Source organism: Streptomyces sp. NPDC053426 (assembly GCF_055585405.1).
In genome coordinates, this window is record NZ_JBVJKE010000009.1 from 212772 (window position 1) to 235215 (window position 22444).

The window sequence follows — 22444 nt, forward strand, 5'->3', positions numbered from 1 at the left end:
CAGGGACCCGGGCCCATGCGGAGCAGCCGGCCAACAGATGATCTGTTGCGCTTGTTGTCCACAGCCTGCCGTACATGCTTCTGGCCCGTCGGCAGTGGCCGATAGGCTGGACCACCTGCTGTGATCCGGCCACCGGCAGGAAACAGGCGAGACGACGAGATACGGAAAGGGGCGTCGCGGTCATGCGAGACGGCAGGTGGACGACTGTCACCGAGTCGCAGTTCCAGCACGAACGCAGCGGACTGCTGTATCTCAAGGAGAGGCTCCCGGACAACGAGCCCTACCGCGCCTGGTCGAACTTCACCTTCACCGCGCACAGCGGCCATGTCCGTGAGGTCGACCTGCTGGTCGCCGCCCCGGCCGGTCTCTTCCTGGTGGAACTGAAGAACTGGCAGGGCACGGTCACCTCCTCGGGAGCGAGCTGGGTGCAGACCCTCCCCGGCGACCGCACCCGCATCCACCGCAACCCCCGTCACCTCGCCAACCAGAAGGCGAAGGAACTCAAGGGCCTGCTCAAGGACGCCCTGCAGAAGACCGACCCCCGGCGCCATGTCCCGTACATCCAGGAACTGATCTTCTTCACCGATCCCGGACTGCGCATCCGCCTCGCTCCGAACGACCGGGCGGGCGTCTTCGGCAAGGCCGGGCACAGTGGGCTCGACGACGTCCTTGCCGAGCTCCAGCGCCCCGCGCGTGACGTCAAGTCGGGTATCGACCGCGAGTTCTCCCGCGGGCTGGGCAAGCTCCTGGCCGAGGTGGGCGTCGGCCGTTCCGACGCGGAGTTCCACGTCGGCACCTACCGTCTGGACCGCACTCCTTTCGACACCGGGCCGAACTGGGCCGACTACCTCGGCCGCCACGACTCCCTGAGCAAGACCCGCCGCGTACGCATCTACCTGCGCGAACGCGGAGCGGACCGGCAGGCCCGCGAGTCCATCAGCCACACCGCCGAACGCGAGGCGCGAGCGCTGGAAGGCCTCAGGCACCCGGGCCTGGTCGCCCTGGAGAACTTCGACGAGAACGGCCACAGCGCCGGTCCCGCCCTCCTGTACGCCTACGACCCGCGCACGCTCCGCCTGGACGACTACCTCCTCCAGTACGGTGCGAAGCTGGACGCCCAGGCACGGGCCGCCCTCCTGCGCCGACTGGCCGAAACGGTCCACTACGCGCACCGGCACCTCCTCTTCCATCGCGCCCTGCACGCCCGCGCCGTCCACGTCCTGCCCGGCCCGCGCACCGGCACCGGCAACGAGGAGGACCGCTGGCTCAACCCGGTCCTCCAGATCGCCGAATGGCAGACGGCGGTCCGCCGTCCCCGCACCAAGGGCGCCGCGGGAGGCTCCGGCTCCAGCCTGAGCAGCGGACACGAGATAATCCCGTCGAACAACCTCGCCGCATACGTCTCCGAGGTCGCCGACCCCTACCTCGCCCCCGAGGTGACCGCCAAGTCCCCGGATCCCACCGCCCTGGACGTCTTCGGGCTCGGAGTACTCGGCTACCTGATCTTCACCGGCAGGCCGCCCGCGAGCAGCCAGGCCGAACTGGGCGCCAGGCTGGAACAGGGCCGCGGGCTCGTGCCCTCCGCCGTGGCCGACGGCCTGACCAAGGACGTCGACCAGATCATCCTGGACGCCACGGCCTTCGACCCGCACCGCCGCATCCGCACCGCCGCGGAGTTCCTGGAGTGGCTCGACGTCGTCGAACAGGGACTCAGGCCCACGAAGCCCGAGCCGCAACCGGCCCTCGAAACCCAGGGCGAGGAGGGCGACCCGCTGGAGGCCACCCCGGGCGACGTCGTCGGCCGCCGCTTCCGCATCAAGCGCAGCCTGGGCCAGGGTTCCACCTCCCGCGCCCTGCTCGCCGAGGACCTCGAACGCGACAAGGCACCGGTCGTCCTCAAGATCGCCCGCAAGGACAAGTACGCCGAGGCACTGCGCCGCGAGGCCGACGTCCTGTCCAAGCTGCGCAACGACTCCAAGGTCATCCACCCCGCCCTGCCCGAACCGATCCGCATCGGCCCGCGCACCGTCCTCGTCCTCGACCACGCGGGCGACCGCACCGTCGCCCGCCAGCTGCGCGAGCGGGGCCCGCTTCTCACCGACCAGCTGGAGACGTACTCCACCTACCTCTTCGCCGCCGTCGACTTCCTCGACGGCGAAGGCGTGTGGCACCGCGACCTCAAGCCCGACAACATCGCCATCCGGGTCCGCCCCAACGGCACCCGGCAACTGGTCCTCTTCGACTTCTCCCTCGCCGGCCTCGACGTGGACGCCGTCCGGGCCGGCACCGAGGGCTACCTCGACCCGTTCGTCGAGAACATCACCCGGGGCCGCTACGACGCCCACGCCGAGTGGTACGCCCTGGCCGTCACCCTCCACGAGATGGCCTCCGGGGAGCTGCCCCAGTGGGGCGACGGCTCCGTCCTCCCACGCCAGACCGACCCCAAGCAGTGGCCGCACCCCAGGATCGCCTCCGAGGCCTTCGACTCGGCCCTCCGGGACGGTCTCACCGAGTTCTTTGAGCGTGCCCTGCACCGCGACCACCGCAAGCGGTTCCCCGACCTGAAGGAGATGCAGCGCGCCTGGCAGCGCGTCTTCGCTCTCGCCGACCTGCCCGTCCAGGGCCGATCCGGCGGTCACCCCGAGGACACCACCTCCTCGGCCGCCGCGCTGCCCGTCGGCGAGCTACCGCCCCTCGACCCCGCGGCGGACGAGGACGCCCGGGAGGAGGCCGCGGCCAAGGCCGGCCGCGACACCGCACTCCTCGTGGCGGGACTGTCCCTCCGCGCGGTCTCCTTCCTCAACGGCCTGGACGTCCACACCGTCGGCGACCTCCTCGACTACTCGACCCGCCGACTCGTCAACCGCCCCGGCCTCGGCGCCCGCACCCGCGACGAGATCAACCGCCGCATCAAGCAGTGGCGCCTCGCCCTCGACGTCCGCCAGCCCTCCCCGCTCTCCCCGGCCGAGCGCGGCGACTCCGCGGAGGAGATCGCCGAGGCACGCTCCGAGCAGCGCGAAGAGGGCAGCGACCTCCCCCTGCGCCGCCTCTCCCTCGACGCCCTGGTCACCCTCATGGTGCCCAAACCGGCACCCCGGGGGCGCAACGCCACCGAGGTGGAGACGGTACGGCTACTGCTGCGCCTCCCCGACGAGGAGGGCCGACTGCCCGAGGGACTGCCCAGCTGGCCCCTGAACAAGTCGGTCGCCCCGCTCACCACCGACCAGGTCACCGAGGGCCGCATCGCTCAGATCCTCGGCGCCCAGCGCAAACGCTGGGCCAAGGACCCGGCACTCGTCGCCCTGCGCGACGAGGTCGTCGAGATACTCGCCACCCTGGGCCGGGTCGCTTCGGCGACCGAACTCGCCGAAGCCCTGATCGGCCGCCGCGGCACCTCCCAGTCCGACCCCGCGGTGCGGCGCGCCCTCGGCACGGCCGCCGTACGAGCAGCCTGGGAGGTCGACTGGGGGATGACCCCGCGCCGTATGCGCAGCCGCCGCCACGGCGAGACCGGCGACAACCGGATGATGCTGGCCCTGGAGGTCGACGAGGACAGGGACGCCCCGGACACGCCCTCGGCCCCCGCCCTCCTCAACTACGCCGACCGACTCGGCAAGGCGGCCGACACCCTGGCCGCACGCGACACCCTCGCCGGCCCCGGCACCGTGCTGGAAGTGATCGTCGCCGCCGACGCCGCCTTCCGGACCCGCTGGCCCGAGGCACAGATCACCATGGACGAGGCCCGCATGGTCACCCTGGCCGCCGCGGCCTCCCAGGACGCGGCCGCCAACGCCCGTCTGGAAATCTACGCCCGGTCCCTGGAACCGGTGCGCGCCCTCCGCCTCGCCCAGGCCGGCCTGCTGCTGCCGCTCGCGGGCACGCCGGACGACGAGCAGGACGGCCTGACCGTCGAGCAGATCCACGACCGGGTCCGCGCCCGCTTCCCCGACTTGTCCGGCCGCCTCCCGGACGACCGCGTCCTGCTCGGCCGCCTGCTGCGGCAGGCCGGCTTCGAGCTGGAGTGGCGGACGAACCGGAAGCGCCCGCGCGGCTGGTTCGTCCCCAGGCGGGAGACCGCCGGCGGCGGCGACGTCACCTCGGTCGTCACGCAGCGACGCCCCAGCCGGGTCAGCCGGGTCAGCCACACCGACCACTGGACGGCACGCGACCCGGAGCAGCGCGCCCGGCTCAAGGCCAGGGCCCAGCTGCTGGAGTCCGGCGGCCGTCCCGGCTTCCGGGTCCTCACCGTCCGCTTCGACGACCAGCGCCTCGCCCTGCGGACCCTCATCGAGCAGGGGCGCGAGTGGCAGGCCGAGCCCGTCGACGTCAGCGCACTCTTCCTGGCGTCCCTGCGCCGCCTCGTCGAGGCCCGCCCCCGGCCCACCTGGGAGACCATCCTGGAGGCGGACAACGCCGAACCGGGCTCGCGGGACGCGATGAAGTTCGGTGAGTACACGGCCGCCGCGTGGCGCGATGTGGAGAAGGACATCCTGGCCTCCCTGAAGGTTCCGGCGGGCCCCGGCACGGCGAGGGCGGGGGAGGACGGCGCAGCGGCGGGCCGCCGCCCGCTGCTCCTGCACGACGCCTATGTCATGGCCCGCTACGGCGGCATGGGCGTCCTCCAGCGGCTCGCCGACCTGGCACGGCGGGGCGGCCCGGACGGGCGTGGCCTCTGGCTGCTCAGCCCGCTCACGGACCCGACCCTCGGGCCACGGCTGGACGCCGCGACCGTGTCGATCGAGGACCGCGAGGAGTGGATCAGCCTCAACCACGCATGGGTCGTCAACGACCCGGGGGAGGAGCAGGCGGCGTAACCGCCTGCTCCTGCCCGTGCCCTGGGTCAGCCCCGCCCTGCCGGGTCGGGCGGAAGGGCCCGGCTCCGGGCGTTGGCGGCGGCCACGGAGGCACGCAGCCGCTCGGCGGAGGAGGCGACGCGGACCCGTGCCGGGGCCGCGTCCCACTCCCGGCCGCCGCCGACCGGCCGGAGCTGGAGGTAGGGACCGACGTGGTCCATGACCACCCCGGTCCGACCCGTCCGCTCGTCGACGACGACCGTTCCGGCGGCCGGCGGCGGAGGCAGGGCGGCCGTGTCCGGGCCCGGGAGGGGGCCGGGTGGGGATGCGGTCACCGGTCCGTGCCGCCGCCGGTTCCGTTGCCGTCGCCAGTGCTCGGGCGGGCCGCCGCCTTGCGCGCGTCCGCCGCGTCGGTGAGTACGGCGGTCAGGCGGTGGGCCGTGGACAGGTTCACCCGGCCCAGTTCCAGAAGCGGGCGGTGCACGGTGGACGTCGTGCAGGACGCCAGATCCGGTCCCAGGGACGGCAGGGTGATGCCGTGCAGGGCGAGGGCGGCACTGAGCTCGTCGGAGACGGCGAGCGCGGAGGCGAGGGGGTTGTCCGGGAACGGATAGGCGAAGGGGACGGTCGGGAGGGGGTGTTCGGTCCGGGTGGGGAAGGGGTGATTGTTGCTGTTCATGCCTACAGCGTGCTGATGTGGGGCTACTCTCGGTAGAGGTCGCGTGCCAGCAACGGAGTTGCGGGCAGTGAGCGGCACTTGGCCCCGCGGAGTTGGCGGGTGCGCACACGGACACCGCAAGGGGGCACAGCCGATGGCCGGCCGACAGAACCGCAACCAGGACATGGACCCGTTCACCTCGCCGAGGACCTTCTTCGGCAGTGAACTCCGCCGGGCCCGCGAGGCCGCCGGCCTCTCGCAGGACCAGCTCGGCGAGCGGGTCTTCTGCTCGGGCACGTACATCGGCCAGTTCGAGTCAGCGACCAGGCGTCCACAGCCGGACCTGTCCCGGCTCCTGGACGAGGTCCTCGGCACGGGTGAGCACTTCCAGCGCCTGTGCGAACTGGCCCGCAAGTCCAAGCACGCCGACTACTTCGCGGACGCGGCGGAGCTGGAGACCCGGGCCAAGACGATCAGCGAGTACGCGCCGATGCTGGTGCCGGGGTTGTTGCAGACGGAGGCGTATGCGCGGGCGTTGACGCGGGCCACCTTGCCTTACGCGTCAACGGACGAGGTGGAGGGGTACGTGCGCGCCCGCGTCGAGCGGCAACAGATTCTGGACGATTCCGCAGGACCTCTGCTGTGGGAGATCGTTCATGAGGCAGCCCTGCGCGTGCCAGTTGGAGGAGCGGATGTCATGGCTGAGCAGTTGGCCTGGCTTGCAGAGCTCGCTGGTACCCGTGGCGTGTTGATCCAGGTCCATCCATACGAGGCAGGGCCTCACACCTTCATGATGGGGGTGGTATCTCTCATGACCTTCAGGGACGCACCACCCGTCGCCTACGTAGAGGGGCCACACAGTGGCCAACTCGTCGACGATCCGGTACTGGTTGAGCGATACCAAACGTCATACGATCTGGCCAGGGCTGCCGCATTGCCACCGGAGGCGTCCCTCACTCTGATCGAATCGGTGGCGGAGGACTTGCCGAAACCATGACCACCCCGCTCGACCTGAGTAACGCGGTATGGCGCAAGTCGTCATACACCAATGGTGAAGGGGGGAACTGCGTCGAGATCGCAGAAGGCTTCCCTGGCTTGATGCCTGTCCGTGACAGCAAGCGCCCTCAAGGACCAGCCATCATTTTTGAGGTCGAGGGCTGGGCGTCCTTCGTGTCAGCCGTCAAGAAGGGGATGGTCGGTTAGCGCTGAGTACCCCTTCACAGCCTGCGCTAGCCCCGTCACTCACCTGAGAGACGGGGCTTCGCCGTGGTCCAATAGAGGCCGTGCGCCAAAAGAGCGCCTTCCATGACCAAACAACTCGACTGTTGGTGGAATCAGTGATTGATCGCAAGCGACTGCGTGAAGACCTGCAGAAGCAGCTCGTTGACATTGAGAGAGACCTCCAAGACCAGATTGGAAGGTTCCCTCAAGTTGCCGAACGTCTACGTACCGAGTACAAGAGCGCGTTCAGGGCGAAGCGGACAGGCGCGTCAGTTACCGAATGGATTGGAGAGAGAGTAACGCAAGCAGCGGTGGCGTGGTTGCTTGGGACAGTATTTGTTCGATTTTGCGAGGATAATCAGCTCCTAGCTGAACCATATATTTCAGCCCCATCGGCGGAGCGTCTGACTCATGCACAGGAAAGCCATAGTGTATTTATTGCTGAAAATGCCGCCCATACTCATAGGGACTGGTTGCTCACTTCCTTTAATGATATTGCTTCTTCGCAGGCTGGGCGGCTTCTCTTTGACGAGAGCACTAACCCGCTGTATCAGATTCCGCTGTCTCACGAGGGCGCAAAGAAGGTAATCGACTTTTGGCGCCTTCATGAGGAGTCCTCGGATGGATATATGCGCATTGTCCATGATTTCGAAGACCCTGACTGGGATACCCGATTCCTAGGGGATCTTTATCAGTTCCTATCTGCGGATGCGCGCAAGCGGTATGCTCTGTTCCAGACCCCTGAATTTGTGGAGGAATTCATCCTGGATCGCTCGCTGACTCCTGCTACTCGGGAGTTCGGATACGAGTCGATTAAGATCATTGACCCAGCATGTGGTTCAGGGCATTTCGTGCTGGGAGCCTTTCATCGGATCCTTGGCGAGTGGGAGCGTAATGCTCCAAGTGTCGATCTGCACGACCGGGTGCGCAGGGCGATGGAGTCAGTGCATGGAGTCGATATCAACCCATTCGCCGTTGCGATTGCTAGGTTCCGACTTCTGATTGCTGGACTCAAAGCAGCGGAACTCAAGAGGCTCAGCGAAGCGGCGAATTATGAATGGCCAATCAATATCGCTGTAGGTGATTCTCTACTTAAGAGGAGGCAGGAGAAGATTTTTGACATTCGCTCCGGCGGGGGTGAAGGTGAGTCTTTTGTCTTCTCGACAGAGGATGAGTCTGCATATCTCGATATTCTAACTCCCGGCCGCTATCACGTAGTAGTAGGAAATCCTCCTTATATTCAAGTGAAGGATAAGGAGTTGAACCTATCGTACCGAGAAATGTACAAATACTGCTCGGGTCTGTATCAGCTGACAGTACCCTTTATTGAGCGTTTCTTTGAGCTCGCGAAAAGAGGAGATGAGTACGGAGTTGGGGCAGGCTGGGTTGGGCAAATTGTTTCCAACGGATTTATGAAGCGAGAGTTCGGCGAGAAGATCGTTGAACAGTATCTGGCTAGTGAAGTAGATCTGACCGAGGTGATTGACACTTCAGGTTCATATATCCCGCATCACGGAACCCCTACCGTGATTATGGTGGGTAGGAGGCGTGCGGCAAAGCTCGGCGCAACAACTGTTCGGACGGTGCGTAGTGTGCAGGGGGAGCCGGGAACGCCGAAAGATCCAACCCAGGGAGTGGTTTGGCGCGCAATCGTCGATCAAATTGACCAGCCGAGGTCGAGAAGCGAATGGGTGTCGGTGGGAGATCTCAGTCGCGACCGATATTTTGGAAAGCATCCATGGATTCTCGCGGACGGGGGACTGGAAGCGGTCCAAGAAATTGAGGCAACTGAAGGAAAGAAGCTAAAGCAGCGATCTTACCGGGTTGGTACGTTCGGGAAGACGAACGCTGATGAAGCTATGGTCGCCGAGAGTTCAGCGTGGAAGCGCAGAAATTGTAGTGACGGTCTAGTCGTCCATCTTTACCTAGGCGATCAAGTGCGGGACTGGGGTTTGACCGGAGGGGTCTCCGGGTTCTTCCCCTACGACGAATCAAGGGAGCTCTTGGGTCTGCATGCGGGTAGCGCCGCATATAAATGGCTATGGCCTACACGGACCACTCTGGGTAATCGGGCAACTTTCTCAAAGCGGAGTTACTTCAAGGATGGTAGGAAGTGGTACGAGTGGAGCCAAGTGCCACAGGACTTGGAGGCCCATGACTGGGCTATATCTCTCTCGTTTGTAGCCACCCACAATCATGCAAGCATCGAGAGGGATGGCGGCGCGTTTAAAAACAGTGCACTTGTAGTTAAATTGCACAAAGATGCAAAACCGGGCGATTTTTTTGAAATTGCAGGAATTCTCAATTCATCGGCGGCATGCTTCTGGCTCAAGCAGATGTGTCACTGTAAGGGCAGTACGGTGGACTCGCAGGGGGCCAGGCAAAATACAATCCCATTCGAAGACTTCTATGAGTTCAACGGGAAAAATGTTTCCGAGTTTCCTCTCCCGTATGCTTATCCGATTGCCCGCGCAACCGAGCTAGACACCCTCGCCCAACAGCTCGCCGCCGTAACCCCCTCCACCGTCGCAGCCGACCCGGAGAAGCCGCCCACGGCCGAATCCCTGGCACAGGCAAAAACGGAATGGCACCGAATCCGTGCCCGGATGATCGCAGTTCAGGAAGAACTGGACTGGGAGGTCTACGGCATCTACGGCCTGCACGACGACCTCACCGCACCTGAGAACGCCCTCCCTGCCGAAGGCCTCGCCCTTGGTCAACGAGCCTTCGAGATCGACCTCGGTAAGCGGGTCAAGGAGCAGGGCGTCAAGACGGAGTGGTTCCGGCGCCACAAGTCGAAGATGATCAGCGAGGTCCCGGCGAAATGGCCCGAGGCATACAAGGAGACGGTCCGCCGCCGCCTCGAAGCCATGAAGAACTCCTCCGTGATCGGGCTCATCGAGCGCCCCGAATACAAGCGTCGCTGGCTCACCGACAGCTGGGAAGACCAGCAGCAGGCCGCGCTCAAGGAATGGCTGCTCGCGCGCATGGAGCGCCGGGAGCTCTGGTACGAGACGGACTACGACGGAACGGAACGTCCCCGAACCCGTTCCCTCCCCGAGCTGGTCGACGACCTCACCCATGACCACGACTTCGTGGCCGTAGCCGCGCTCTACGCACCCGGCGAGGAGCTGTCGGCGATCGTCCCCAAGCTGGTCGAGGACCAGCACGTGCCGTTCCTCGCCGCCCTGCGCTACACGGAGGCGGCGCACAAGAAGAAGCGCGAGGTGTGGGAGCAGGTCTGGGAGTGGCAGCGGGAGGAGGACGCGGCCACCGCCGCCGGGGATCACCTGAAGGCGATGGAGATCAGGGACGGTACTCCCGTACCGCCGAAGTACACGACGGCCGACTTCCGCAAGGCTTCCTACGCCGCCCAGCGCGGTGGTCTCGACGTGCCCAAGGAGCGGTTCATCTCCTACAGCCGCACCCTCAACCCGGCGATCGAAGTTCTGGGCTGGGGCGGCTGGGACCACCTGGAGCAGGCCGCGGCCCTCACCGAGACCATCGATAACCGCGCGAACTCCGGAAACTGGGAGCGAGAGGACTTCATCCCGTACCTCGCCGGCCTGCTGGAGCTGCTGCCGTGGCTGAGGCAGTGGCACCCCGAGGACGCCGGCATGTTCGAGGAGGCGCTGCTGGACTGGCAGCGGGAGGAGGAGTTCGCGGTCACCGACGAGGAGCTGCGCGCCTGGCGCCCGGCCCGTAAGGCGGCGAAGAAGGCCGCGGCCAAGCCCGCCGGCGGGAAGAGCGCGAAGAACGCGAAGGCGAAGGAGTAGCCACCCCTTCGCAGGGCCCCGCCAGACCCACCACCCTGCCCGGACCCCGCCCACCCCCGCAAACCCGGCAGATCCGTGCTCCCCGCACGTTACGCTGAGGCGTTCGGGTGACGCGGGCCGGGCGGGTCCGGGGTCCGGTGTGCCGTGCGCAGACCGTGCGGCAGACAAGGACGCCGGTCCAGTGGGCCGGGGCGCGCGGAATCCGAAGCAGGGGACGGACGGCCCGGCGAGAGCGGCGGCAGCGCCGCTCGGACCGGCGCCCGGACGGCCGAGCGGGCGACAACGGGACACACGAGGAGTACGCGATGGCACACCCCACCCAGCCACTGCTGCGTGAGGTCATCGACATCCCCACCGTCAGTCACGAGAGCTTCGTCCTGAAGCTCACCGAGGCGCTGGGCAGCGACGAGGAGCTTTCGAAGGCGCTGGACGCGTACGTCCTCACCGACAGCCTCGTGGAGCGGTTCGGGGAGGCCCTGTCACTCATCGAGGCCGGGCTGACCAGCGGCAGCTCGAAGGCCGCCTACCTCCACGGTTCCTTCGGTTCCGGCAAGTCGCACTTCATGGCGGTGCTGGCCGCGCTGCTCGGCATCCAGGAGCGGGCGGCGCTCAGGGTGCGCGGTCTCGAGAAGTTCGCCGGGGCCATGCGCGAGCACGCCTGGCTGCACAGTACGAAGTTCCTGCTGCTGCCCTTCCACATGCTCGACGGCAAGTCGCTGGAGCAGAAGGTGCTCGGCGGGTACGTCGAGCACATCCGCCGCCTCCACCCCGACGCCTCGATCCCGCAGGTCTACCGCACGGACGCACTCTTCGAGAACATCCGCAGTCACCGGGAGCGGATGGGCGACGAGGCGTTCATCGACGGACTGCCGGGCGGTGACGCCCAGGACAAGTGGGGCGACTCGGTCTTCTGGACCACCGAGAAGCTGGACACCGCGCTCGCCGCCGAGCAGATGGACGCGAAGATCCTCAACGAGGTGGATCCCCAGTGGCACCAGGAGCCCGTCACCGCCGGCGGGCTGCGCGCCAAGCTGGTCTCCGACGCCCTCTCTACCTGGTTCAAGGGGCTTTTCCAGGACGCCGCCGAGGACCGGCAGGCGTTCGTCTCCCTCGACCGTGGCCTCGGCATCATCGCCGCGCACGCGAAGTCCCTCGGGTATGACGCGCTCGTCCTCTTCCTCGACGAGCTGATCCTGTGGCTCGCCAACCACATCCGGGACGAAAAGTTCGTCTCCGAGCAGGCCGCGAAGATCACGAACTTCGTGGAGGGCAGCGACGCCCGCCGGGCCATCCCGGTGATCTCCTTCATCGCCCGTCAGCGTGATCTGCGGGACCTGGTCGGCGACGAGGCCGTGCTCGGCTCGGCCGAGGTGTCCATCCAGGACACCCTCTCCCTGGCCGACGACCGGTTCCGCACGATCCCGCTGCCCGACAGCGACCTGCCGGCGATCGCGCACGCGCGGCTGCTGAAGCCCCGCGAGGACGTGCCCGACGCGCAGGCCCGCATCGACCAGGCCTTCGCGAACATCAAGCGCGTCAAGCCCGACGTGTGGGACGCGCTGCTGGGTGACAGCAAGGACATCACGACCGCGGACGAGGAGGCCTTCCGCCGGGCCTTCCCGTTCTCGCCGGCCTTCATGGACACCCTGGTACGGGTCGCCGAGGCGCTGTCCCGTTCCCGTACCGGCCTGAAGCTCATGGGACAGATGCTGTTCGACCAGCGCGACACCCTCCGTCTGGGCCAGCTCGTCCCCCTCGGCGACCTCTACGAGGTGCTGTACCGGGGCGGCAGCGACCCCTTCACCCAGACCCTGCGGGAGCAGTTCCGGTCCGCGCAGGAGCTGTACAAGAACAAGCTCCAGCCCTACCTGCTGGGCCGGTACGAGCTCACCCTGGACGACACCGAGGCGTACCGGCGCGACCCGGACGGACTCGACCCCGCCGTACGCGGCCGGATGGAGTCGTTCATCGTCGACAACCGGCTCATGGGCACCCTGCTGCTGTCCGCCCTCGTGCCGTCCGTGCCCGCCTTCCAGAACCTCACCGTCAAGCGGCTCACCGCCCTCAACCACGGCATCGTCACCTCCAGGGTGCGCGGCTTCGAGGCCAAGGAGGTCGCGAAGAAGGCCAAGGAGTGGGCCGACGAGTTCGGTGAGATCAAGTACACCGAGGGACCCGACGCGGGGATCTCGCTGGAGCTCGTCGGGGTCGACTACGAGTCGATCGTCACCCGCGCCCAGACCAACAACAACCCGGCCAACCGCCGCGGCCTCCTCAAGCGCATGCTGTGGGAGGAGCTGGGAGTGAGCCAGGGCCAGCTCGACGAGCAGCTCAACCTGTCTTGGCGCGGCTCCCGGCGGTCCGCGGAGATCCTCTTCGGCAACCTCGCCGACGCCAACACCCTGGACGACGACAAGGTCAAGCCGCGCCAGCCGGGCAGCTGGCGACTCATCGTCGACATGCCCTTCGACGACGTCTACGGCGAGGCCGAGGACCGCGACCGCATCATGCGGCTCAAGAACCTCCCCGACCACGACGAGATCCTCACCATCGGCTGGATCCCCGCGCACTTCACGCACGCCACCTACCTGAAGTTCCAGCGGCTGGTCATCATCGACTACGTCCTCAACGGCCAGCGCTTCGATTCCTACGCCGGACACCTCAGCCCCAACGATCGGGAACGTGCCAAGGACGCCCTGCGCAACCAGCACCGCCGCCTGTCCAGCACCGTACGGAACGCCCTCAAGCAGGCCTACGGCCTCCTGCCGAAGGACCCGGCGGTCGTCGGCGGCTACGACGAGCACATCCTGCCCGTCCCCGACATGCAGGCGATCGTCCTGGAGTACAACCAGTCGCTGTACGACGCGGCGCGGCGCATCATCTCCGGCGCCCTCGCCCACCAGTACCCGGCCCACCCCGACTTCGACCCGCAGGGCGAGCAGCTGTCGGTGCGCACGGCCGACGTCAAGACCGTCTTCGGCTATCTGCGCACCGCCTCCGACGAAGGCACTGACGTCGTCGAGATCCGCCCGAAGGACCGCCCGCTGATGGCCCGCATCGCCGGTCAGAAGGGCCTGAAGCTGGGCACCATGTTCGAGGCACGCTTCCAGCTCGGCCGGCACTGGGAGGAACACTTCGGGCAGAAGGCCGGAACCGCCTACGACGACCAGGACATCCCCGTCCGCACCCTCCTCGAGTGGATCGACGAGCCCCTCCCGTACGGCCTCGACCCGGTCCTCGCCCACCTGGTGCTGTGCGCCTACGCCGAGCGCACCGACCGCGTGTGGACCTACCACGACGGGCCCGTCGAGGTCGCCGACCCCACCGCCCTCAAGACCGTCTACAGCCTGCGGGCCCAGGAACGCCCCACCGAGGAGGCGTGGAACGAGGCCGTCGAACGCGCGGCACTCATCTTCGGTGAAGCCCCGCTGTCGCCGATGCGCCGGGCCCGCATCATCGCCGAGTTCAGCGACCGCGTCCGGGCACGCGCCACGCAGCTGCGCACCGCGGCGCGGAAACTCGTCGACGAGCTGGAGACGCACGCCGGCTACCTCGGCCTGGACACCGACGACGACGAGGGCCGCCTCGGCACCGCGCGCCGGGCAGCCGTCCTCGTGGACGACCTCGCCGAAGCCGACCGGCACGACCCGCTTGCCGTCGTCACCCTCCTCGCCGGTGCCGACACCGGCGACCGGGCCGGACAGGAGCGGATCGGCAAGTCCCTGTCCAGCGCGCCCGCCGTCATCAGCGCACTGGCCGGCGTCCCCTGGTCCAGCGTCTACGACATGGCTCGCGACGTGCGCGAACCGTACGCCACCGAGACCCGCGCCGTACTCGACTCCCTGCACGGCACCGCACGGGCGGACGAGAACACGGCCGTCCTCGGTACCGCGCTGGAGAAGACGACCAGGGAACTCACCGCGATCCTGCGCCGCGCCAACGCCGCACAGACCCCGCCGCCCGCGCCCCCCGCCACCCCGCAGCCCGGCCCGGCGCCGGTCCCCTCCCCGAACCGGTTCCCCCTGGACGACCACGGCACCCCGGGCCGCAACGGCAACGGCGTGTCCGCCACCGTCCCCGAGCAGCCGTACGGACAGTACGAAGCGGAGGCCGCGGACGCCGTCGACCGGCTGCGGACGGAACTCACCGACGTGGCCGAGGCCCACCCGCACGCCCGTATCCAGGTCACGTGGCAGGTGATCGACCAGCCGTGAGCACGCACAGCACCACCGCTCCGCCGCCCGGGCACGGCACCGGGCGGTCCCGGCCCCGGCCCGCGCACCCCGCCGCGGTCGTCCAGGTCCTGGAGGCCCGCTCCTTCACGGAGGGCGAGCCCCGCATCGTCCTCATCCGCGCCGAGCCGCACTGGAACGGGCCCCGCCTGCTGCCGCTCGGCGGCGGCCGGACCGCGCACATCGCCACCGCCGTCTCACCGCTCGCCGTGCTGGACACGCTCACCGGATGGGAGCGGACCGACACCGGCGAGCGGGACGTGCTCGCCGTCCTCACCGACGTCGAGGAAGCCGACCTCGGCCCCGGCCTCCTCGCCCGCGTCTACCGCAACCGCGTCTACCCCATAGAGTCCTGGGCCGTCGTCCGCCGCCTCTTCGGCGCGGTGGACCTCGACCCCCGCCTGACCGCCGAGAGCTGGGCCGCCGAAGCCCTCATCGACGCCGCCGGCCAGGAGAGCTGGCCCAAGACCCCGGGTACGGTCCTCTCCCGCGACACCGCCCTGTCCCGGCTCGCCGCCGGGCGGCTGTCCACCGCCGCCCACCGGCTCGACCCCGACCGGCTCGACCTGCACGCCCTGATGGCCTGGTCCCTCGCCCCTGGCGCGGTCGAACGTGTCGCCTCGCTGCGTGACCAGGAGCGTCGCGGACTCGCGTCCTGGCTCGCCGACCCCGACCGGGTGGGCCTTCGGGCACACCAGGCGCTCACCGCCCTGTTCGCCCTCTTCGAGGCAGGCAACGGCGCCGACGCGGTGCCCATGGGACTGGTGTGCGCCGCTCTCTGGGGCGAGAAGGCGCCGGCGGGCGTGGACCGTGCCCGTGGCCGCGCGGAACTGAAGTTCGGCGGCCGGCGACTCGACGACGACAGTTTCGCCGCCTTCGGTGCCGAGACCGAGGACTACGTCCGGGTCCTGCTGACCGCCCGCTCCGCGGACGTGACCGAGGACGAGCCGGTGCTTCCGGGTCCCGACCCCCGCGCCCTCATGGCCCGCGCCGACGCCCTCATCCGCGAGATGGGGGCAGAAGACGCGGCCGCCGCCAGCGACCTGCTCGAAACCGGGCAACGGGCGCGCTACGGAGCCGTCGCCCGCGCCCTCACCGCCTGCGTCCCCTCCCGTCCGGACAAGGCGCCGGCCGAGCGGCGTATCCGCGACCTGAAGCGCGCCGTCGACCACCTGGCCGAGCACGAGCTGTCCCGGCTCGCGAGCCACCGCGCGACGATGACCCGGGTCCGCATGGCACAGCGGCTCGTGCACTGGCTCGGCCGGCCTCCGGTCACCGCATTCACCACCGCGGCCGAGGCGGTGCAGCAGCACATCACCACCTACGGATGGGTCGACCTCGCCCACGGCTGGATCACCGACGGCGACCACACCCACCCGGAACTGCCCGGCGCGCTCGCCGCACTGAGCACCGTCGTACGGGCCCGGCGGCACACCCTCGACGAGGCGTTCGCCGCCCGCCTCGCCGAGGAGACCCGCAGCGGCGCCGCACCGCGCGACGCCCTCGTCGTGGAGGACTTCGCCCGCCGTGTCCTCGCCCCGGTCGTCAAACCCGCCCGCCCGTCGAGCGCCGGAAACCCGCCGCTCCTCCTCGTCGTACTCGACGGGGCGAGCGCCGCCGTGGCCGCGGCCCTCGCCGAACAACTGCGCACCCGGTCCTGGGCGGAATACGACCCCGTGGCCGACACCGCGGGAGACCGGCGACGGCGCGGCATGCTCGCCGCACTGCCCACGATCACCCGCACCTCCCGCGGCTCCCTCTTCGCCGGCGAACTCACCGAGATCGACCAGCAGGAGGAACGCAGGCGCTTCGCGGCACACCGCTTCTGGGGCGGGGCCGACGTCCGGCTCTTCCACAAGGCGGACCTGCGAGGAGACGCGGGACACGCCCTCGGCAGCGAACTGGCCGAGGCACTCGCCGACCCCGACACCCACGTCGCCGTCGTCGTCAACACCATCGACGACCGCCTCGGCGAGGACCGGGCCATGTCCCACTGGCAGCTGAACGAACTCCTCGGCATGGAACAACTGCTGGCCCAGGCCCGCACCACCGGTCGCGCCCTGGTCATCACCGCCGACCACGGACACGTCATCGACCACGGCACCGACAAGGAGAACGTCCCCGACGCCCTCTCCGCACGGCACCGCCGAGGTACCACACCCGCCGGCCGCGGCGAAACCGTCCTCACCGGACGGCGCGTCGTCGCCGAAGGACAACGCATCACCGCCCTGTGGGACACCGGACTGCGCTACGGAAACCGGCAGGCCGGATACCACGGCGGCGTCGCCCTCGCCGAAGCCGCCATCCCCGTATTGGCCTTCGCCCCCTACGGCGCACCCGTACCCAAGGGCTGGCGCGAGCTCGGCCCCCAGCGGCCCTCCTGGTGGTCCCTTAAAGAGGACGCCGTCACCGGCACCGAGGTCCCGGCCACACAGGCTCCGGGCGTCACGCCGCCGGCCAGGCGCACCCCCTCGGCCGCCGAACTGCGGAAGAAGGCGGAAGAACAGCAGGCCGCCGAGCACGAGACTGGCCAGGGAGCGCTGCTGTCCTTCGATGAGGTCAGCACGGCCGAGCCGACCGAGACGGCCGCACCCCCACAGCCCGCCCCCGCCTCGGCAGCCGAACAGCTCACCGAGGCGCTGCGAGCATCCGACATCATGAGCGCCCAGCTCGGCGCACTGCCGCGCCCCGAGGACTTCGACACCGTCGCGAAGGCCGTCCAGGCCCTCGTCGACGCGCACGGAATCCTGCCGGTCACCGTCGTCGCCGAACGCGCCGGGAAACGCGCCACACGCGCCGCGGGCTTCGCCGCCACACTGCAACGCGTACTCAACTACGACCAGGCGGAGGTCCTCACCCTCACCGACAACGGGCGCTCCCTCCGGCTCGACGTACCACTGCTGCGACGGCAGTTCCGCCTCGACACGACAGGCGGAGCACGGACGTGACACTCCAGGGCATCAGTCCCGAACGCCGCCTGCGACTGATCGACGCGTTGCGCCGGGGCGCCGTACCCGAGACCGGGCTCGGAGTCCTCGCGGTCGGCCTCGGCCGGTTCGAAACCGCGGTCGACGCGGAACTCGACGCGGTCGCCACCGGGTCGGCCGTGTTCAAGGCCGTACGGGGCGAATACGGCTCAGGTAAGACCTTCTTCACCCGCTGGCTCGCCGAACGCGCCAAGCAGCGCAACTTCGCCGTCGCCGAAGTGCAGGTCTCCGAGAACGAGACACCCCTGCACAAACTGGAGACGGTCTACCGGCGGCTCACCGAACGCCTCGCCACCAGCACCTTCCCGCCCAGCGCCTTCCGACCGGTCGTCGACGCCTGGTTCTACGCCCTGGAAGAGGACGCCCTCGCCGCCGGCGCCACCGACGACGAACTGCCACAAGCCGTGGACGGCCTCCTCACCGCACGCCTCGCCGAGGTCTCCCGCGTCGCACCGGCGTTCGCCACGGCCCTGCGCGGCTACCGGCGCGCCCAGGAAGCGGGCGACGACGCCACCGCCGACTCCGTCCTCGCATGGCTCGGCGGACAGCCCCACGTCGCCGCGGCGGCCCGCCGAAGCGCAGGCGTCCGCGGCGACCTGGACCACTTCGGAGCCCTCGGCTTCCTCCAGGGCCTGCTGACCGTCCTCAAGGACTCCGGCCACCCCGGGCTGCTCCTCGTCCTCGACGAGGTCGAGACCCTGCAGCGAGTCCGCTCGGACGCCCGGGACAAGGCACTCAACGCACTGCGCCAGCTCATCGACGAGGTGCACTCCGGGCGCTTCCCCGGCCTCTACCTCCTCATCACCGGCACACCCGCCTTCTTCGAAGGACCACAGGGCGTCCAGCGGCTGGCACCGCTCGCACAACGCCTGGCCACCGACTTCACCACCGACGCCCGCTTCGACAACCCGCGCGCCGTCCAGCTCAGGCTCCCCGGCTTCACCGTGGAATCCCTGACCGAACTCGGCGGCAGGGTCCGGGACATCTACGCCTCAGGCACCGAACGAGAAGCCGCAGAACGCGTACGCGGAGTCGTCGACGACTTCTACGTGACCGACCTCGCGCGCGCCGTGGCGGGAAGTCTCGGGGGCAAGGTCGGCATCGCACCACGGCTCTTCCTCAAGAAACTCGTGGGCGACATCCTCGACCGTGTGGAACAGTTCGAGGACTTCGATCCGCGCAAGCACTACGCACTCACGGTCACGGAATCCGAGCTCACCGGCACCGAGAGGAACGCCGCGGCAGGCTCGGCTGACGACGTCGAACTCCCTCTGTGAAGCGCCCGTGAACACCGACGACACCCCGGACACGGTCGACCGGCTCCACCCCATTGTTCTGCACCACATCGCCAACACCCTCGGCTGGCCCGATCTGCGGCCCCTCCAGAAGGCCGCCGTCCATCCGCTCATGGACGGCACGGACGCACTGCTCCTCGCCCCCACTGCCGGCGGCAAGACCGAAGCCGCAACCTTCCCGCTGCTGTCGAAAATGGCCCAAGCACGGTGGACGGGAACCTCGATCCTCTACGTGTGTCCCCTCAAGGCACTGCTCAACAACCTGCTGCCGCGCCTGGAGAGCTACACCTCGTGGCTCGGACGCTCCGCGGCCCTCTGGCACGGCGACGTCTCGCAGACCCGGCGCAAACGCATCCTGTGGGAGCGCCCCGACATCCTGCTGACCACGCCGGAATCACTGGAAGCGATGCTGGTCAGCGCCAACGTCGACCACCGTGCCTTCTTCTCGGGACTGCGGGCGGTCATCGTGGACGAGGTCCACGCCTTCGCGGGCGACGACCGCGGCTGGCACCTCCTCGCCGTGCTGGAGCGCCTGGAGCGGGTCGCCGGCCGTCCGGTGCAGCGAATCGGTCTCTCCGCGACCGTGGGCAATCCGCCACAGCTCCTGGCCTGGCTACAAGGATCCGGCGCCGGGGAACGACCTGCGCAAGTGGTCTCCGTCAGTGGCCCCGCACCGACGGCCGACACCCCGCCGCCCGGAGACATCCAGCTCGACTACGTGGGCTCCCTGGAGAACGCCGCCGCCGTCATTGCCGCACTCCACCGGGGAGAGAAACGCCTGGTCTTCTGCGAGACCCGGCGGCACGTTGAGAAGCTCGGCGAGTGCTTGCGCGCCAAGGGCGTGACCACCTTCCTCTCGCACGCCTCCCTCGCGGCCGACGAGCGCCGACGCGCCGAGGAGGCGTTCAGCGAGGCACGCGACTGCGTCATCGTCTCCACCAGCACCCTCGAACTCGGCATCGACGTAGGCGACCTCGACCGCGTCATCCAGATCGACGCACCGCCCACCGTGGCGTCCTTCCTCCAACGCCTGGGCCGAACCGGCAGACGGCCCGGATCCACCCGCAACTGCCTCTTCCTCACCCTCGACGAGGACGGCCTGCTCGCCGCCGCGTCCCTGCTCCTGCAATGGTCACGAGGCTGGGTCGAACCAGTCGAGGCCCCACCCGAGCCCCGGCACATCGTCGCCCAGCAGGTACTCGCCCTCTGCCTTCAGGAAAACACCGTCGGGGAACACCTCTGGCAGGAATGGTGGGGCGGGCTGGACTCCTTCGGAGCCCCGGCCGAACCGATCGTGAAGCACCTGATCGACGCGGGCTACCTCGAACGAGACGGCGGCATGCTGTTCATCGGTCCCGAAGCGGAGCAGCGCTTCGGCTACCGGCACTTTATGGACCTGACGGCGGTCTTCACCGCGGCACCGGAATTCACCGTGCTTTTCGGCCGCAAGGAGATCGGATCGACCGACCCAGCCCTGTTGACCGAGAAAGTGGCCGGACCACGACGGCTCCTGCTGGCAGGCCGCAGCTGGCAGGTCACCTACATCGACTGGTCCAGGCGCCGGTGCTTCGTCGAACCCGTGGAGAGCGGCGGCAAGGCACGGTGGGCCGGAGTGGGCTTCGCCAGGGGAGCCTCGTACGAACTCACACGCGGTGTACGCGACGTCCTGCTCGGCACCGATCCGCCTGTGACGCTGACACGCCGCGCACACGACGCTCTGACCGCAGCACGCGAAAGCGCCGTGGAGCGGGTGCATCCAGGCGGAACCGTTGTTGTCCGGGAGGGGCCCGGCACCGGCGTGCGCTGGTGGACCTGGGCCGGGCAGCGAGCGAACGCCACACTCGCAGCTACCCTCAGCGAGATCGCCGACCCTCTCCAGTACCCCACGGACGCCTGCATTCGTCTTCGGGAGGACCTGACGGCCACCGAATGGAAACAGGCCAGGACCCGGGCGGCTCAGCAGCTCAGCCTGCCCTCCGTGGACCCGCGCGCGTTGCGAGGACTGAAGTTCAGCGCCGCCCTGCCGGAACGCCTCGCCACCGCCACGTTGGCAGCTCGCCTGGCGGATCTGGACAAGGCCGCCTCAGTTCTCGACGAGCAGGCACGGTTCACGACCCTGCCGCTGTAATCCACCGGACCGCGAAGACGGCGCACCTCACGAGTTGTACGAACTCTGCGCCCGCTCCAGCCCTTCGGTCACCAGACACTCCACCGCGTCCGCCGCCCGGTCCACGAAGTAGTCCAGCTCCTTGCGCTCCGCCGACGAGAAATCCCGCAGCACGAAGTCCGCCACCTGCATCCGCCCCGGCGGCCGCCCGATCCCGAACCGCGCCCGGTGGTACTCCCGCCCGAACGCCTTCGTCAGCGACTTCAGCCCGTTGTGACCGTTGTCCCCGCCACCCAGCTTCAGCCGCAGCGTCCCGTAATCGATGTCCAGCTCGTCATGGACCGCCACCACCCGCTCCGCCGGCACCTTGTAGAACTCCCGCAGCGCGTTCACCGGCCCGCCGGACAGATTCATGTACGACATCGGCTTCGCCAGGACCACCCGGCGGTTCGCCGGACCCGGCGGACCGATCCGGCCCTCCACGACCTGCGCCTGAGCCTTCCCCGCCCGCTTGAACCGGCCCCCCATCCGCTCGGCCAGCAGATCCGCCACCATGAACCCCACGTTGTGGCGGTTCATCGCGTACTCCGGCCCCGGATTGCCCAGCCCCACGACCAGCCAGGGCCCCGCCGCACCCGCCGCATCCGTCGTCACGCCCATGTCTCCCTCATACGCGTCGGCCGCTGCCCCGCACGGGAACAGCGGCCGACGAAACGACTCCGAAAGAGGATCAGGCCTCGGCGGCCTCTTCACCCTCACCCTCGGCACCCTCGGCGGGCGCCTCCTCGGCCTGCGCGGCCAGCACCTGGAGGACCACCGCGTCCTCCTCGACGGCCAGCGTCACGCCGTTCGGGAGCTCGATGTCCTTGGCCAGGACGGAGGCACCGGCCTCCAGACCCTCGACGGACACCGTCACGTTCTCCGGGATGTGCGTGGCCTCGGCCTCGACCGGCAGCGCGGACAGCACGTGCTCCAGCAGGTAGCCACCCGGGGCCAGCTCACCCTCGGCCTGCACCAGAACCTCGACCTGGACCTTCTCGCCGCGCTTCACCAGCAGCAGGTCCACGTGCTCCAGGAAACCCTTCAGCGGGTCACGCGACACGGCCTTCGGGATCGCCAGCTCGTTCGTCTTGCCGTCGATGTCCAGCGCGATCAGCACGTTCGGCGTACGCAGCGCGAGCAGCAGCTCGTGGCCCGGAAGGGTCAGGTGCAGCGGGTCCGAACCGTGCCCGTACAGCACACCCGGAACCTTGTTGTCACGGCGGATACGGCGCGCGGCACCCTTGCCGAACTCGGTGCGCGTCGCGGCGGAGATCTTCACCTCGGACATGTCACTCCTCGAAAGTCAGAAACGGACGTGGTCACCCGGCCACGA

12 protein-coding genes are annotated in these 22444 nt (G+C 68.7%); 8 read left to right on the plus strand and 4 right to left on the minus strand.

Annotated features, from left to right (window positions below; translation table 11 throughout):
* Nucleotides 1–182 precede the first annotated feature (182 nt).
* Nucleotides 183–4814 (plus strand): BREX system serine/threonine kinase PglW, encoded by a 4632-nt coding sequence (gene pglW / locus ACZ62B_RS20255; RefSeq protein ID WP_469691511.1) that lies wholly within the window; start codon nt 183–185, stop codon nt 4812–4814.
* Nucleotides 4815–4840: 26 nt separating this feature from the next.
* Here pglW and ACZ62B_RS20260 read toward each other — a convergent pair whose 3' ends face one another.
* Both ACZ62B_RS20260 and ACZ62B_RS20265 read right to left on the minus strand, forming a co-directional pair.
* The gene (locus ACZ62B_RS20260; RefSeq protein WP_469691636.1) at nt 4841–5128 is read right to left on the minus strand and encodes a hypothetical protein; all 288 of its coding nucleotides are present in this window, start codon (nt 5126–5128) and stop codon (nt 4841–4843) included.
* Nucleotides 5125–5472 carry a hypothetical protein gene (locus ACZ62B_RS20265; RefSeq protein ID WP_469691513.1) on the minus strand — a complete coding sequence of 116 codons (348 nt, stop codon included), beginning with the start codon at nt 5470–5472 and terminating at the stop codon, nt 5125–5127. Before ACZ62B_RS20265 ends, ACZ62B_RS20260 begins: the two co-directional genes overlap by 4 nt.
* Before the next feature lie 133 nt (nt 5473–5605).
* Here ACZ62B_RS20265 and ACZ62B_RS20270 point away from each other — a divergent pair, with 133 nt between their 5' ends.
* The 7 genes from ACZ62B_RS20270 (at nt 5606) to ACZ62B_RS20300 (ending at nt 21090) form a co-directional block, all read left to right on the plus strand.
* Complete coding sequence (locus ACZ62B_RS20270; protein WP_469691516.1) at nt 5606–6448, plus strand: helix-turn-helix domain-containing protein; 843 nt, start codon at nt 5606–5608, stop codon at nt 6446–6448.
* The gene (locus ACZ62B_RS20275) at nt 6445–6654 is read left to right on the plus strand and encodes a DUF397 domain-containing protein (protein ID WP_469691518.1); all 210 of its coding nucleotides are present in this window, start codon (nt 6445–6447) and stop codon (nt 6652–6654) included. Before ACZ62B_RS20270 ends, ACZ62B_RS20275 begins: the two co-directional genes overlap by 4 nt.
* Before the next feature lie 134 nt (nt 6655–6788).
* Nucleotides 6789–10448, plus strand: a complete 3660-nt coding sequence (gene pglX, locus ACZ62B_RS20280; protein WP_469691520.1) for a BREX-2 system adenine-specific DNA-methyltransferase PglX — start codon at nt 6789–6791, stop codon at nt 10446–10448.
* Nucleotides 10449–10753: 305 nt separating this feature from the next.
* The gene (locus ACZ62B_RS20285; RefSeq protein WP_469691522.1) at nt 10754–14662 is read left to right on the plus strand and encodes a BREX-2 system ATPase PglY family protein; all 3909 of its coding nucleotides are present in this window, start codon (nt 10754–10756) and stop codon (nt 14660–14662) included.
* Nucleotides 14659–17628, plus strand: a complete 2970-nt coding sequence (gene pglZ, locus ACZ62B_RS20290) for a BREX-2 system phosphatase PglZ (RefSeq protein ID WP_469691524.1) — start codon at nt 14659–14661, stop codon at nt 17626–17628. The genes ACZ62B_RS20285 and pglZ overlap by 4 nt, the downstream gene beginning before the upstream one ends.
* The gene (brxD, locus tag ACZ62B_RS20295) at nt 17625–18944 is read left to right on the plus strand and encodes a BREX system ATP-binding protein BrxD (RefSeq protein ID WP_469691526.1); all 1320 of its coding nucleotides are present in this window, start codon (nt 17625–17627) and stop codon (nt 18942–18944) included. The genes pglZ and brxD overlap by 4 nt, the downstream gene beginning before the upstream one ends.
* A gap of 7 nt (nt 18945–18951) precedes the next feature.
* Nucleotides 18952–21090 carry a DEAD/DEAH box helicase gene (locus tag ACZ62B_RS20300; protein WP_469691528.1) on the plus strand — a complete coding sequence of 713 codons (2139 nt, stop codon included), beginning with the start codon at nt 18952–18954 and terminating at the stop codon, nt 21088–21090.
* A gap of 27 nt (nt 21091–21117) precedes the next feature.
* Here ACZ62B_RS20300 and pth read toward each other — a convergent pair whose 3' ends face one another.
* Both pth and ACZ62B_RS20310 read right to left on the minus strand, forming a co-directional pair.
* Nucleotides 21118–21729, minus strand: a complete 612-nt coding sequence (gene pth / locus ACZ62B_RS20305; RefSeq protein ID WP_469691530.1) for an aminoacyl-tRNA hydrolase — start codon at nt 21727–21729, stop codon at nt 21118–21120.
* Between the two features lie 70 nt (nt 21730–21799).
* A complete protein-coding gene (locus tag ACZ62B_RS20310; protein WP_469691532.1) occupies nt 21800–22399 on the minus strand; it encodes a 50S ribosomal protein L25/general stress protein Ctc in 600 nt (199 codons plus the stop codon).
* Nucleotides 22400–22444 lie beyond the last annotated feature (45 nt).